General features: G+C 57.2%; 13 protein-coding genes. 4 read left to right on the top strand and 9 right to left on the bottom strand.

What is annotated here, in order from left to right; genetic code table 11:
- The first annotated feature begins 195 nt into the window (after window positions 1-195).
- Window positions 196-2,352, top strand: coding sequence for a GGDEF domain-containing protein (locus ASQ50_RS09455; RefSeq protein WP_082888467.1), 2,157 nt, complete (start codon window positions 196-198; stop codon window positions 2,350-2,352).
- Window positions 2,353-2,354: 2 nt separating this feature from the next.
- Here ASQ50_RS09455 and ASQ50_RS09450 read toward each other — a convergent pair whose 3' ends face one another.
- The 7 genes from ASQ50_RS09450 to ASQ50_RS09420 form a co-directional block, all read right to left on the bottom strand.
- On the bottom strand, window positions 2,355-3,767 hold the full coding sequence (locus ASQ50_RS09450; protein WP_058093010.1) for an alanine/glycine:cation symporter family protein: 1,413 nt from the start codon (window positions 3,765-3,767) through the stop codon (window positions 2,355-2,357).
- Window positions 3,768-3,923: 156 nt separating this feature from the next.
- The gene (locus ASQ50_RS09445) at window positions 3,924-4,367 is read right to left on the bottom strand and encodes a universal stress protein (protein ID WP_058093009.1); all 444 of its coding nucleotides are present in this window, start codon (window positions 4,365-4,367) and stop codon (window positions 3,924-3,926) included.
- Between the two features lie 33 nt (window positions 4,368-4,400).
- Window positions 4,401-5,687, bottom strand: a complete 1,287-nt coding sequence (locus ASQ50_RS09440) for a TRAP transporter large permease (protein WP_058093008.1) — start codon at window positions 5,685-5,687, stop codon at window positions 4,401-4,403.
- 37 nt (window positions 5,688-5,724) lie between these two features.
- On the bottom strand, window positions 5,725-6,321 hold the full coding sequence (locus ASQ50_RS09435; protein WP_058093007.1) for a TRAP transporter small permease: 597 nt from the start codon (window positions 6,319-6,321) through the stop codon (window positions 5,725-5,727).
- Between the two features lie 115 nt (window positions 6,322-6,436).
- Window positions 6,437-7,465, bottom strand: coding sequence for a TRAP transporter substrate-binding protein DctP (dctP, locus tag ASQ50_RS09430; RefSeq protein ID WP_058093006.1), 1,029 nt, complete (start codon window positions 7,463-7,465; stop codon window positions 6,437-6,439).
- A 247-nt stretch (window positions 7,466-7,712) separates the two neighbouring features.
- Window positions 7,713-8,036: a high-potential iron-sulfur protein gene (locus ASQ50_RS09425; RefSeq protein WP_058093005.1), complete on the bottom strand. Its 324-nt coding sequence runs from the start codon at window positions 8,034-8,036 to the stop codon at window positions 7,713-7,715.
- Window positions 8,037-8,163: 127 nt separating this feature from the next.
- Window positions 8,164-8,703 (bottom strand): YqiA/YcfP family alpha/beta fold hydrolase, encoded by a 540-nt coding sequence (locus tag ASQ50_RS09420; RefSeq protein WP_058093004.1) that lies wholly within the window; start codon window positions 8,701-8,703, stop codon window positions 8,164-8,166.
- Window positions 8,704-8,815: 112 nt separating this feature from the next.
- On the opposite strand from ASQ50_RS09420, the gene ASQ50_RS09415 reads away from it, so the two are divergent.
- Window positions 8,816-9,355, top strand: a complete 540-nt coding sequence (locus ASQ50_RS09415) for a glutathione peroxidase (protein ID WP_058093048.1) — start codon at window positions 8,816-8,818, stop codon at window positions 9,353-9,355.
- On the opposite strand, the gene ASQ50_RS09410 is transcribed toward ASQ50_RS09415, so the two are convergent.
- Window positions 9,322-10,341, bottom strand: coding sequence for an LLM class flavin-dependent oxidoreductase (locus tag ASQ50_RS09410; protein ID WP_058093003.1), 1,020 nt, complete (start codon window positions 10,339-10,341; stop codon window positions 9,322-9,324). The genes ASQ50_RS09415 and ASQ50_RS09410 overlap by 34 nt on opposite strands.
- Window positions 10,342-10,557: 216 nt before the next feature.
- Between ASQ50_RS09410 and ASQ50_RS09405 the strand changes: the two genes are divergently transcribed.
- Both ASQ50_RS09405 and ASQ50_RS09400 read left to right on the top strand, forming a co-directional pair.
- Complete coding sequence (locus tag ASQ50_RS09405) at window positions 10,558-11,703, top strand: mechanosensitive ion channel family protein (RefSeq protein ID WP_058093002.1); 1,146 nt, start codon at window positions 10,558-10,560, stop codon at window positions 11,701-11,703.
- A 28-nt stretch (window positions 11,704-11,731) separates the two neighbouring features.
- Window positions 11,732-12,490: a putative 4-mercaptohistidine N1-methyltransferase gene (locus ASQ50_RS09400; RefSeq protein WP_058093001.1), complete on the top strand. Its 759-nt coding sequence runs from the start codon at window positions 11,732-11,734 to the stop codon at window positions 12,488-12,490.
- A gap of 116 nt (window positions 12,491-12,606) precedes the next feature.
- On the opposite strand, the gene ASQ50_RS09395 is transcribed toward ASQ50_RS09400, so the two are convergent.
- Window positions 12,607-13,392, bottom strand: a complete 786-nt coding sequence (locus ASQ50_RS09395; protein WP_058093000.1) for a GntR family transcriptional regulator — start codon at window positions 13,390-13,392, stop codon at window positions 12,607-12,609.
- Window positions 13,393-13,599 lie beyond the last annotated feature (207 nt).

Genomic DNA, 13,599 nt, shown 5'->3' with positions numbered 1-13,599 from the left:
CCTCCTGCCAGGGCGGCCCAGTGCCGCCCTGAATTCTTCCCGCCAGACCAGTTCTGTAACTGCTGTCTACGGTTTATACTGAAAGCATAGCGCCCACTAGCAGGTTTCGCTTTGCGCCCCTCTTCCTGTCGCACTTTATTCTGCCTTGCCACACTCGTTTTGGCGCTCTGCCTGTCCCAACCGGCGTTGTCTGCCATGCAGCCAGTGGATGAAGGGTGGCAATATCGCTGGGGCGACTCCCCTTTCCTGGCTGACGGCACACCGCTTTGGCTGGACGAACCGGACAGCGACAAACACTGGCATGACATTGCTTTCCCTTCCAACCCTCCCGGCCGAAAAGGGCAAGAACATGCCTGGTTCCGGGTGACATTACCGGAAGGGGAGTGGTACGCGCCGGCACTTTACATCTACAGCGTCGATATCATCCTGCAGGTGTGGTTCCGGGGCGAGTTGCTGTATCAGTACGGCACCTTCGACGAGCATGGACGTGGCAAATTCGAGGGCTGGCCCTGGCACGAGATTCCGTTGCCCGATGGCTACGAAGGCGAAACCATGTACTTCCGTGTGTTCTCCAATTACACGGATATCGGGTTATGGGGTGAGGTGGCCATTCTCGACCACCCGGACCTGGTGCTGCACATCGTCAGCAATTCGGCTGAGAGCTTGGTCATTGCGGCGTTATCCGGACTGATCGCACTTCTTGCTCTGGTGTTTGCCCTGATTCAGCGACGCCAGAGAAGTTTTGCCAGCATTGCGCTGTTTGCCTTCCTGACCGGCGTGATGCTGCTGGCGGAAAGCCAGGCAAGTTTGCTGATCCTTTATCAGCCACTGTTGTGGGACTATCTGGCAGCGGGCTCGTATTATTTGATTCCCGTTGCATTGGCGCTCTTGCTAAGCCAGTGGCTCGACGACCGGCGCCCTCGCCTGGTTCGCTGGCTGATGTGGCTGCACCTGGTGTTTGCGGCCTTGGCCCTTATGTTGGCGCTGCTCGGGTTATTGAATCTGTCCTCCACATTCCCGGTGTTTGACGGTGTATTGCTGGTCTCCCTGGCATTAATGGTAGCGGTCGTTATCAGGAATTTCCGCAGCTTGTATCGGGAGCAGCAGGTGTTCCTGTTTACCTGTGGCGTGTTTCTCGTTCTGCTGATTCTGGATATGGCGGTTGCCCATGGTTTTCTCCCCTGGGGGCGGGTGCCGGTCAGCTGGGGGGCGCTGGCGTTCTCGCTGGCGCTTATCAGTATTTCGGTGTGGCATTACGGCAAAACCCAACAGGCCTTGCATCAGTTGACCGTTCAACTGGAGCAGAAGGTGGCTGAGCGCACTGCTCGAGCTGAAGCGCTTGCTGAGCGAGAGGTAGAGCGGTCACGGCTGTTAGCGCTGGAGAGCAAGAAAAGTCAGAAATTGGCGGACACCATTGCTGCCCTGCAGGACTGTGCGGGTGTGGAAGAGGCTTTCCAGCCTTTGCTTCAGGCGCTGCCGCAACTGTACTTGCCGATTGCTGGCTGTTTCTACCGGCGCAACCCGGGTGGCGGCTATGATCGGGCCTGCCTCTGGGGCAGATCCGCTGCCAATACCTTTCCACCCAGCCTGACGCAGGATCTTTCCGGCCTGACGGAGACCGTTTTGCCCGTGCGGAGCCAGGACGTACCTGCACAACTCTGTTTCCTGCTCCGGGTTGAACCAGCCCAGTTCGGGAATGTTCCTGAGGGCGTGTTGCTTTTGGAGCGACCGAATCTGCCAGACGTCGTGAAGGATTACGGCACCGCCCGGGTGGTTGCCTGGGTGTATCAGTCTGTCGAGAAGATCGGGATTACCCTGTCAGGGTTGGCCCTGCGATCCGAATTGCAACGGTTTTCCTATGAGGACAGCCTGACGGGTCTTAAAAATCGGCGCTACTTTGATGAGTTATTCCGACATGAGCGGGAAGTCGCCATCCGCTCAGAGCGCCCACTGAGCCTGTTGATTTTCGATATCGACCACTTCAAGCGCTTCAACGACAGTCATGGCCACGATGCCGGCGATGAGGTTTTGCGAATGGTTGGGAGAGTCCTTGAGAACTGCTTTCGCGGGAGCGATACGGTATGCCGTTATGGGGGAGAGGAGTTTACGGTTCTGATGCCTGGGGCGTCACGGGAGGAAGCCCGCCAGAGGGCGGAAAATCTTCGGGCAACCATTGCCGAATCTCAGGTTGAATACCTTGGAAAGCAGTTGGGCAATCTGACGATATCGGCAGGTATTGCATGCTGGCCGGAAAGCAGCCCGGAGTTCGACGAGCTGTTCCGGGCAGCCGACCGGGCGTTGTATCAGGCCAAGGCCGCTGGCCGTAACCGGGTGGTTACGGCCAGTGTTTGAGCTTAATGCCAGATGTTGCTGTCGATTTTCTCGTGCAGCTCCGGGTAATCCTTTGACTTGAAGTGGGGTACCAGTCCCTCTTTCCGTTGGGCCAGGTAGTCCTTGGTCAACTTGGCTACCGTGCCGGATAGCAGCACAATTGCCACCAGGTTGATGGCCGCCATCAGTCCCATCGAGGCATCCGCGGCGTTGAATACCGTAACCACGGCTTCATAGCCACCCCAGATAACCATGGCCAGGGCTGCCAGGCGAAGCAGGGTGAGCCCAAGGGTGCTGCCGCCTTTCAGGTAAATCAGGGCGTTCTCGGCATAGGTGTAGTTGGCCACGATGGACGTGAAGGCAAAAAACAGGATGGCGACGGCAATAAAGTAGCCACCAAATTCACCCAGGTGGACTTCCATGGCCTGCTGGGTCAGTTGCGTACCGGTGATGCCAGAACCGGGTTCCAGCACGCCGGCCAGCAGAATCATCACGGCTGTGGCGGTACAGATAATGATGGTGTCGACAAACACACCAAACGCCTGAACAAGGCCCTGTGACGACGGGTGGTGCGGTGCCGGTGTGGCGGTGGCCGCGATATTGGGGGCAGAACCCATGCCGGCTTCGTTGGAGAACAGGCCCCGCTTGATGCCGTTGAGCATCGCGGCGGTCACCGAGCCGGCGGCGCCACCGGCGGCTTCTTCCAGGCCGAAGGCGCTTTTGACGATCATCGTCAGAATGCCCGGTACCTCGGTGATGTTCATGGCCATCACGCCAAGTGCCAGGAGCACATAGGCGCCCGCCATAAACGGCACAACAAACTCGGCAAAACGAACGATCTTGCGCAGACCGCCAAATATCACGATGCCGGCGAGCGCCGCAATGACCACGCCAACACCTAGTTTGGGCGCACCAAAGGCACCCTCCATGGCGTCGGCGATGGAGTTGGCCTGTACAGCGTTGAACACCAGGCCAAACGAGATGATCAGGCAAACTGCGAAGATGGCCGCTGCCCATGGGGCTTTCAGGCCCTTGGCAATGTAAACCGCCGGACCGCCCCGATACTGGCCCTTGCCGTCACGCACCTTGTAGAGCTGTGCCAGGGTGCTTTCGGCATAGCCCGTGGCCATGCCCACCAGTGCTACCATCCACATCCAGAAAATGGCGCCGGCACCGCCGAGGTACAAGGCTACGGCCACCCCGGCCAGGTTGCCGGTGCCGACCCGGGAAGCAAGGCTGGTACACAGTGCCTGGAAAGGTGAGATCCCGTGAACGTCGCTTTCACGGGAACCGCGGATGGCCCGGACCATTTCGCCGAAATTGACGAATTGCAGAAAACCCAGGCGGATGGTGAAGAAGACACCGACGGCCAGCAGGCCGTAGACGAGGACATAACCCCAGAGAATCGAGTTGAGAAAATCGACAATTGCAGTCATGGGTAGACGCCTTGTGATTTGAGTTTTGTGAATTGAAAGAAACGCAAGGCGGGGGAGTCTAGCACGGTGAAAATCTGATCAGACTGCGGAAATCCGTGATTGCCAGAAGGCCGGTATTTTGCAATACCGGCCTGAGATTGCAGCATCAATGTCTGTTCAGACCACCAATACCGGGCATTTGGCATGGGACGCCACCCGGTGGGAAACACTGCCCAGGAACATGCCGTCTTTATCACTGTTGGTGCCTTTGGTACCAACGACGATCAGATCCGCCTCTTTGTCCTGGGCGAATTTTACAATCACCTTGGATGGCCGGCCGGCTTTCACAAAGCCGCGCACTTTGGTGGCGCCGTGCTCTTTGGCCATCTCTTTTGCGTGGTTCACCACTCCTTTGGCGTAATCCGACAGCACCTTGTCTGGAATGTCCATGTCGTCGGGGCGTCCGATCGACAATGACGCCTCGAACAGGCTGTGGTGTTTGTAGACGCACAGGATGAAAATCTCGGCATCCGGAATCAGCTTTTGCAGGTCAATCGCCTTATCCAGTGCTTTCAGCGAGGTTTTGGAGCCATCCACAGCTACCAGGATCCGTTTGAACATAGGTCTCTCCTGTTACTGGCCGGGCAACCCGGCTCAGTCTCGGTAAGCCAGGTCCCTCAGGAACAGGGCGATATCCGGGAAGGCAATGATCAGCCCGGCGGCGGTCACCAGCATGAAGATAAACGGTGGCGTACCCCGGATCACTTCCATGTAGGGGCGTTTGAAGATGGCGATGGCGGTAAATATGTCACAGCCGAACGGCGGTGTTGCGGAGCCTATGGCCACCTGCAGGGTGATCAGTACACCCACCAGCACCGGGTCCAGGCCGGTTGCCTGGATGGCTGGGGCAAAAATGGGGGTCAGCACCAGAATGACCACGATCGGGTCAACGAACATACAGGCAATAAAGAAAGCAATACAGATGGCAATCAGCACGCCCACCGGGCCGGCTTCGTTCACACCGACGGTTTCCAGAATGGCCTGGGGAATCTGGGCGAAGGAGATAATCCAGGAGAAACCATTGCCAACGGCAACCAGAATAAACACCACGGCTGTGATCAGGCCGGTGGACTTGGCGATCTTGTAAACGTCTTTGAGCTTCAGGGAGCGGAAGATCACGAACTCCAGCAGGAAGGCGTAGAGTACGCACACGGCTGCGGCTTCGGTGGGGCTGAAAATGCCGCCGTAGATACCGCCAACAATGATCACGGGGAACATCAGCGGCCAGGAGGCATCCCGCACTGACAGTGCCCTTTGCTTCCAGCTGGCCTTCTCTTCGGTTGGTACGTTGTGCTTGTACGCGTAGAACAGGCAGTAAAGCGAGAACATGAACAGGATCAGAATACCTGGCCCGATACCGGCAATGAACAGTTCGGCAATGGAGGTTTCGGAGATAACCCCGTAGATAATCATGCCGATACTGGGGGGAATCAGGAACGCGATGTCACTGGCGTTGATGATCAGTGCGAGCGTGAACGGGTCAGAATAGCCCGCTTTGAGCATTTTCGGGCGAAGTGGCGACCCAACGGCCACCACCGTGGCCTGGGTTGAACCGGAAACCGCCCCAAACAGCGTGCAGGAGGTGGCGGTACTGATGGCCAGGCCGCCCTTGATGTGGCCAATGAACGCCATGACCATGTTGATCAGCCGGTCAGCCGACTGGCCCCGGGTCATGATATCGGCGGCCAGAATAAACATGGGTACTGCAATCAACGACGCCGGCCGGATACCACCCATCATTTGCTGGATGAACGTTTGCATCTGGCCGAAGCCGTCGAACATCATTACAAAGCCGACCACCGCCGCGGTGGTCAGTGGGATCATCATCGGGAAGCCCAGCAGCAGTAGCCCGATCATGATCAACATGAGAATAGTTGCCATAAGTAATCTTCCTGTTCCTTATCGGGTTACGGCTGTCTCAGACCTCGGACTCGGTGTCAGCATAGCCATCCACCACACCGGTTGAGAGGTAGACGTCCTTGCTGGTGAGGTTTTTGATGGCGGTCAGGAAATACTGGATACCAGTAATGGCGAAACCGATGGGCGCCCAGATGTAGATGATCCAGATAGGTATACCTAAGGCAGGCAAAATGCGGCCGCGGCTATACAGAGTCTCGATGTAGCCGTAGGCGTGATAACACAGGAAAAACATCACCACCGAGGTGAACAGGGCAATGAAGATCATCAGCACTTTACGCGCTTTGGCGGGCAGGGCGTCGTAGACTGCAGACATGCGGATGTGGCGGCCATGGCGGGCAGCGTAGCCAATACCGGCGAAAGTGATCAGTATGATCAGGATGCGGTTGATCTCACCAGAGAAGAACAGCCCCTGTCCGAAAGCAAAGCGTCCAATCACATTGGCGCAGGTGTTGATAGCCATAAGAATGACACCGGCGGCAAGCATAACGGCTTCAACCTTGGCGATCCATTCATCGATGGTGCCCAGAAAGCCCGGTAAACCTGACTCATAGCTGCCGGTATCGTCTTCAACAACCTCCTCGGGATGTTCAGACATGGATTCCACTCCAGAATCATTCGCTCCCGGCCGGTAAGGACCCCGGCGGGGCGGGGGTTAAACCAGGGCCGGACATCAAAGGGTGGCGAAGCGCCACCCTTTGAATCCTGCCGCTTTACTGTCCCTGAACGGCTTCTAGATCGGCCTTGAACTGTTCAAGCAGCTGCTTGCCACGCTCGCCGGTCATGTTGATGAAGCGCTCTTCCACCTGCGGGGCGCGGGCACGGAAGGCTTCGATCTGTTCTTCGTTCAGGCGGGTGACGGTGACCCGATCACTGGCGGCCTGGATTTTCTCCAGAGCCTCGTCGGCCAGGCCATCGATGTGAACGATGATCTCTTCAAAGGCGTAGTCCGCGGCGTCGCGAACCAGCTTTTTGTCTGCATCAGAAAGACCATTGAAGAAGTTCTGGTTTGCCATCATGGCGGTGGTGAACCAACCGTGGCCGGTGAATACCAGATTCGGGGAGACCTCGTACAGACCACCGGATTCGATCCAGAAAATCGGGTTTTCCTGACCCTGGATCATGTTGGTCTGCAGGGCACCGTACACTTCGCCCCAGGGCAGCGGCGTAGGTGTGGCACCGAAAGCGGAATAGGTTTCAGACAACAGCGGGTTGGTCATTACCCGAATCTTTTTATTGTTGAAGCCTGCCGGGGACGTTACCGGTTCGTCCACCGTGACCACCATTTCACCCTCGGGGTACATCTTCAGCAGTTCCAGGCCCTGCTCGGCATAAAGCTCCGGGAAGTCTTCGTTGATGGCTTTGGATTCCCGGAAAAACTTGATGACCGTGTCCATATCGGTAGGCATCAGGTAGGGAATGAAGAAGATCTGTGCTTCGGGAATGAGGGAGCCGGTGAAGCCCGGGGACTGGTTTACAAAGTTAAGAATACCGGCCTGGGTTTGCTCCATGATGTCGTCAGATTCGCCCAGCTCACCAAAGCGGAACACCTGCACCGTATGGTCGGAATTCTCCTCTACGTATTCCTTGAATTTGTAGGCGTAAACGTCCTGAACATCACCCTCGTATTCTTCATGGGCATAGCGCCAGTTGGCGGCGTTTACCGAGTTTGCCGCAGTGATCGCTGCAAAGGCGAACGCCGAAAAACCGGCCAGTTTCCTGAATTTACTTGTGTTGCTCATCGCGCTGTCTCCGTTTGTTTTTTTGCTGAAATCCTTTGTTACATTATTAAAGACTGGCAAAACATGAGGGTTTTCGCAAGGAAATGACCAAAATCAGATAATTCCGGCGACAGATTTTTGAGTATCGCAAGTTCATGAAATTTCGATTTATTCGGCGCAGAGGCAGCAGCGCGGAGGGAATTCGGGATTATTCTGTGAGCGAAATTTGATCAGCAGGCGGCCAGCGACGGCCGCCTGTGAAGTGGCATCAGCCGCCCGGTACCCAGGTGTTACACCAGCCGTCAGCATTGACCAGGACATCGCTGAACTGCGGGTGACGGCAACCGCCCCAGCCACCGGAAACTTCCCCGGCCCAAAACGCACAGTTGGAACACTTGTTTCCTTCCTGATATTTCTCGTGATCACTGGTGCTACCGTCGTTGACGTAATCCAGGGCATGGCCGTCCTGGGCTTTCGGCTTGTCAGCGCGGGCTGCCGGAACGTGGGTGGCGACCCGTGCCAGTGGAACGGCAGCGACACCTAACGCGGCAGTGCGCAGGAATACCCGTCGACTTTTATTGAAATCGCTCATTGGTAACTCCTTTCTCTCTCATCATTTGTATGTTGCCCTGCCGGAACCGGAGTTCAGGCAACGGCGAGGGCAGCAGGACCACCCTAACAAAATGATTCGGTCATGCACGGCGTTTGGATGACATCGGTCAATGATGTCGAGGGTTTAATCCGGCGGTCATGAGAAAGGCCCGGAACTCATCGGCAACCCGGGTAACGCTGTTCTCCAGCCGGTGGTTGTCGGGTAACAGCAGGATGGGCAGGTTCTGCGCTTGCGCCAGTTCGACAACCGGCATCGGCGGTACCACGTCGTCCTGCCAACCGTGGATGATCTGGGTATGCCGGGCCTGAATGTGGGGGCTGCTCTGGGGATAATCGGGTAGGGCCAGGGCTGGCGCCAACAGGAAGCAGCCCAGTACCGGTGTGTCTGCACTGGTCTGCGCGCATACCCAGCCGCCCATGCTGGAACCGGCAAGGATGGTCCGGGCCGGGTCGGCACCCGCTGCCGCCATGGCATCGCGCATTTGGCCAAAGCGCTGGGCCGGGTCTTTGGTGCTACGATGATCAATGGCTTCGGCGTGGACGCCGGCAAACGACTCCGCCACCGTTTTAAGGGCCTGGATCTTGGTACTCCCGGGGCCGCTTTCGAGCCCATGGGAGAGAAAAACGAAAATTTCAGGTTCAGACACGAGAATCTCTCCGGAAGTCAGTCGTGGGTTTTGGCTTGCCGCCAGGTTATGAGCGGATTGCCCTTCTCTGTCGTATGCTTTAGATCAGCAGAACAGGAGTCTAACAATGCATATGACACTATGGCAGCGGTGGTCGCTGATCGTCCTTATGGTTGCCGCTTTGCCAGCATGGGCCGCCGAGTGCCCCGCCTTTCTCGACCATGACCAGCGCAAGCTGCACTCCAGGGATTCCGTCAACCTGTGTGAACTCGCCGCTGGCCAGCCGATGCTGGTGGTGAATACGGCAAGCCGTTGTGGTTATACCGGCCAGTTTGAGGGGCTCGAAGCGCTGCACCAGAAATACCGCGACCAAGGCCTCGTTGTGGTGGGCTTCGCCAGCGACGATTTCCGCCAGGAGGCGAGCACCGAAGAAGAAGCCGCTGAGGTCTGTTTCGTCAACTTTGGCGTCACCTTCACCATGATCGCGCCCGGGGCGGTGACCGGTTCCCAGGCAAACCCGGTGTTCCGCGAGATTAACCGTCAGAGCCAGCCGCCGCGCTGGAACTTCACCAAATACGTATTGGATCGGAACGGCAAGGTTACCGCCAGCTTCCCCAGCCGGGTTCGCCCGGACGATCCTCAGTTGATGGCGGCTATCGAAGAGGTGCTCTGACCCCGGGTTTGCGCCAGGATATCGAGGGCATGGCGGCGCTGCGCCGGGTCATAGATGTCGACAGTGAACATCAGCTCGTCTACGTCGATATCCGCCAGCAGGTTATCGAGCTGTTGGCGGATATCAACGGCATTGCCCATCACTTGCAACGCCAGGAAATCCAGTACGCTGAGCTTTTCACCGGCGTTCCACAGGCCATCCATGGATTCAACCGGCGGTTTCATCCACAGGGGCTGGCCACGGAAGAGCGATAGAATGCGCTGGTAACTGGTGGTGGCCAGAAATTTCGCCTGCTCCAGGGCGTCGGCGGGAATGGCCGGAATGGCGAGCATGGCGTAGGGTCGGTCCAGTTGCGCTGAAGGTTTGAAATTGTCCCGGTAAACCCTCAGGGCTTCCCGGTACAGCCTGGGGGCGAAGTGCCCGGCGAAGGCATAGGGCAGGCCCCGGGACGCTGCCAGCTGGGCGCTGAACAGGCTTGAGCCCAGAAGCCAGATGGGCACCTTGGTGCCCGCGCCGGGAATGGCTTTTACCGGCTGGCCCGGTTGCAGAGGGCCGAGCAGGCTTTGCAGGCGGGCCACATCTTCGGGGAACTGATCCGCCCCCAGGCCATCACGGCGCAGCGCCCTGGCCGTGATGGGGTCGGTACCCGGTGCCCGGCCCAGGCCAAGGTCAATGCGCCCCGGATAAAGGCATTCCAGGGTGCCAAACTGTTCAGCCACCACCAGCGGCGGGTGATTGGGCAGCATGACGCCGCCGGAGCCAACCCTGATGCTGTGGGTCTTGCCGGCAATATGGCCCACCAGTACCGATGTGGTGGAACTGGAGATGCCCTCCATGTTGTGGTGCTCGGCCAGCCAGAACCTCTTGAAGCCGAGCGTTTCGGCATGTTGGGCATAGGCAACGCTGTTTGCCAGTGTGGTGCTCACCGAGTCACCTTCGCGGACGGAGGCCAGTTCGAGCAGGGAAAAGTCGGGCAGAGTGGTCATGGTTCTCCGATATCACTGAAAACAAACGAGCACGCAACAATGGCGTGGCCAGTCAGTTATTTCAAGGATAGTCAAAAATGAAGATCAAACACGGAGGCGACCTGAGGATCTTTGGCGACGTTCTACCAGGGGATTAGCGGCTATGCTTTTGACAATGACAAGATCGGTGCCGGGTACCTGGCATCCGATACCGACCCATGACAATAGGAAACAAGCATGATCGAACATTTTGCCGGCGCGGTAGCAGAACAGCTCAAGCAAAACCTGAGCGATACCCTGGAGGCGATGGCGGGTGGGCAGGTGGATTGGAGCGAAACGGCGGTCTACGTGCTGAGCCAGATGCTGGTGTCGGTGATCTACCTTGGCCTGTTTATCGGTGTTTACCTGTTGATCATTGGTATGTTGAAAATCGCCGCTGGCACGCGGCGATCTCAGTCTGTGTTCTTCTCACAGGTTCGGACAGGCCTGAAGTATCTGTTTGCCCTTGGGGCGTTGTTGGTGATTCTGGCCCAATTCGGGGCTGGCCCGGATTTTCTCAAAGCGATGGCGAGGGCCGGATTCATGGCATTGGGTTTCTTTGTTGGGTGGCTGGTACTGGCGCGCCTGATGAAAGAGGCAATCAGCCGATATGGCATGGACCCTTCCATTCGACAGTTGATTGAGAACCTGTTTGCCGTGCTGATGGTGACCTTCGCGGTGGTGGCGATTCTGGCTCAGTTCGGATTTGACGTGCTGTCAATTGTCGCTGGCCTGGGGATTGTCGGTATCGCGGTCGGCTTTGCAGCGCAATCCACCCTCTCGAATTTTATTGCTGGCATTACGCTGTTGATAGAGCGCCCGTTCCGGATAGGGGACTGGGTAAGTATTAATGGCCAGGATGGCAAAGTTGTGAAAATTGCCTTGCGCACCACCTGGCTCCGCACCCGGGACAACATATTCACTATGATTCCGAATGACAGCGTGGCGTCATCGGATATTGTCAATTACAGTGCCGAGGGCGCAACCCGGTTGAACATCCCGGTCGGGATAGCCTACAAGGAATCCGCCCGTGCCGCACGATCGGTGATTATGCCGGTCCTGAATGCCCACCCTGAGGTATTGCAGGGCGGCGCCATGGAGCCGCGGGTGGTCATGAAGCGCCTGGGGGATTCATCGGTGGATCTTGAAGTGAAGATATGGATCACGCCGGACAACCTCGACATACAGCCGAGAATCATGGCGGATGTGCTGGAGCAGATCAAAGAGGCGTTGGATGCGGCCGGTATCGAGATACCATTCCCGCATCTACAGCTGTTTATCGATGATGCCAAGGGGCTGAAACCCCTGGTGGAACCGCTTTATCCGCGGCTGGCGGAGAAATGACATTGCAGGCTTTGACGAGGAGGCAGTTATGAATAAGCCCGCCGGCTATTACGAAGACAACACAACCCTGGCCCAGTATCTGGAGTTTCACTTTGGTGAGTCCTGGCATGGCGAGGCGAATTTTCCGAAAGAGCTGGCGGAGGCCGCCCTGGAGGCACTGAATGGCCGTGAAACCTGCCGGGCCCTGGATATCGGCTGTGCGGTGGGGCGAACCACGCTGGAACTGGCCCGCCATTTTGACCATGTTGATGGTGTGGATTTTTCCCAGACCTTTGTAAACACCTGCCGGGATGTTGTGGCCAACGGTATGGCCCGCTACGCCAGGCCGGAGGAGGGTGAGCTGGTGAGTTATCAGGAACGCTCGCTAGCATCACTGGGCCTGGCAGAAGCCGCTCATCGCGTCGCCTTCCACCAGGGCGATGCCTGTGATCTGGGGCAGGACTACCGGGATTATGATCTGGTGCTGGCGGGTAACCTGATCGACCGGTTATACAAGCCGTCCCTGTTTCTTGAAACCATCCACGAGCGGATCAATGATCTGGGTTTGCTGGTGATCGCCTCCCCGTATACCTGGCTGGAAGACTACACGCCGCAATCCGAGTGGGTGGGTGGTTACCTGAAAGATGGTGAGCCTTTCACCACGCTCGATGGCCTGAAAGACATGCTGGCGCCGCATTTCAGGCTGCTGGGCGAGCCCAGAAGCCTGCCGTTCGTGATCCGGGAAACCCGTAACAAGTTCCAGCACAGCTTTTCCGAACTGACCATCTGGGAAAAGTTGCCGGCCTGACGAGCGCTGTCACTGAACGGTCATGTTCGGGTGTTAATTTAAAGACTCATCAGGACGACACGCATTGTGTTGGTGCATCGTGTGAATACTTTGGCCGGGGAACTCCCCCGGCTTTTTTATGCCTGCTCGTCAGCGTTGTGCCGTTCCCGGCGCAAGGCCCGCTGCTTGCGCCGTTCGTTTTCCGAGTGTTCCGAGATGGTCTGCTGGACAAACTCGATGTGGTGGCCGGCAATCGCCCGGGCATCCTCGGCCCTTCCTTCCATGATTGCCTGAAACAGCCGGGAATGCTGGTCTACCAGGCCCTGCCGGGTTTTGGCGGCTCTGGCATACATGCCGCCGATGTTGGTCACGATGTTGTTCTTGAGCATGTTGAACAGGTTACGCATGGTGTGCATCAGCACCACATTATGGCTGGCCTCGGCGATGGCCATGTGGAAGCGGGCGTCCGCGGCGCCTTCGGCTTCCAGGTTGTTGCCGGAGCTGTCGCGGTAACAGGCATCCAGGGCGGTCCAGGCTTGAGTCAGGTACTGGCGGTCAACTTCGGTGGCTCTTTGCGCTGCGTAAAAGGCGCAGTCTGCTTCCAGCGTGCGGCGAAATTCCAGCAGGTCGCGATGGGCTTCCGGGTGCGTCTCCAGCAACTTGATCAGTGGGTCACTGAAACTCGCACCCAGCGTTTCGGTAACAAAGTTGCCCCCTCCCTGGCGGCTGTGGAGCAGGCCTTTGGCGGCCAGTTTCTGGATTGCTTCTCTCAACGAAGGCCGGGACACACCGAATTGCTCTGCCAGCACCCGCTCCGGAGGTAACCGCTGGCCCGGTTGCAATGTGCCTTCCAGAATCATGGATTCCAATTGCTCAACGATGGTGTCGGCGAGGCGCCTGGGCGCCACCTGATTGATGGCCATGTACGGCTCCGGTTGATAAATAAATTGGTCTTACCAATAAATATTAGCCTTCTTTGTTCTTGTTTTCCCAGTAAAACCCATAGGCAATTAGACGAATGTCGAGCACCATGCTTTTGACAGCCCAAAGGGTGTTGAAATAACGTACTTGGACAGACTTGTAAATTGGTATTACCAATTATCCAAAAATAGTATCCAACAACAATACTC

The sequence above is a fragment of the Marinobacter sp. LQ44 genome (genome assembly GCF_001447155.2).
GTDB lineage: Bacteria > Pseudomonadota > Gammaproteobacteria > Pseudomonadales > Oleiphilaceae > Marinobacter.
The sequence above is the reverse complement of the archived record's forward strand: the minus strand, read 5'-3'. Positions and strand labels throughout refer to the sequence as shown.

Coding starts and splice junctions, on each gene's coding strand:
- ASQ50_RS09455 (WP_082888467.1), top strand. CDS start 196: ATGCAGCCAGTGGATGAAGGGTGGCAATATCGCTGGGGCGACTCCCCT.
- ASQ50_RS09450 (WP_058093010.1), bottom strand. CDS start 3,767: ATGACTGCAATTGTCGATTTTCTCAACTCGATTCTCTGGGGTTATGTC.
- ASQ50_RS09445 (WP_058093009.1), bottom strand. CDS start 4,367: ATGTTCAAACGGATCCTGGTAGCTGTGGATGGCTCCAAAACCTCGCTG.
- ASQ50_RS09440 (WP_058093008.1), bottom strand. CDS start 5,687: ATGGCAACTATTCTCATGTTGATCATGATCGGGCTACTGCTGCTGGGC.
- ASQ50_RS09435 (WP_058093007.1), bottom strand. CDS start 6,321: ATGTCTGAACATCCCGAGGAGGTTGTTGAAGACGATACCGGCAGCTAT.
- dctP (WP_058093006.1), bottom strand. CDS start 7,465: ATGAGCAACACAAGTAAATTCAGGAAACTGGCCGGTTTTTCGGCGTTC.
- ASQ50_RS09425 (WP_058093005.1), bottom strand. CDS start 8,036: ATGAGCGATTTCAATAAAAGTCGACGGGTATTCCTGCGCACTGCCGCG.
- ASQ50_RS09415 (WP_058093048.1), top strand. CDS start 8,816: ATGACACTATGGCAGCGGTGGTCGCTGATCGTCCTTATGGTTGCCGCT.
- ASQ50_RS09410 (WP_058093003.1), bottom strand. CDS start 10,341: ATGACCACTCTGCCCGACTTTTCCCTGCTCGAACTGGCCTCCGTCCGC.
- ASQ50_RS09405 (WP_058093002.1), top strand. CDS start 10,558: ATGATCGAACATTTTGCCGGCGCGGTAGCAGAACAGCTCAAGCAAAAC.
- ASQ50_RS09400 (WP_058093001.1), top strand. CDS start 11,732: ATGAATAAGCCCGCCGGCTATTACGAAGACAACACAACCCTGGCCCAG.
- ASQ50_RS09395 (WP_058093000.1), bottom strand. CDS start 13,392: ATGGCCATCAATCAGGTGGCGCCCAGGCGCCTCGCCGACACCATCGTT.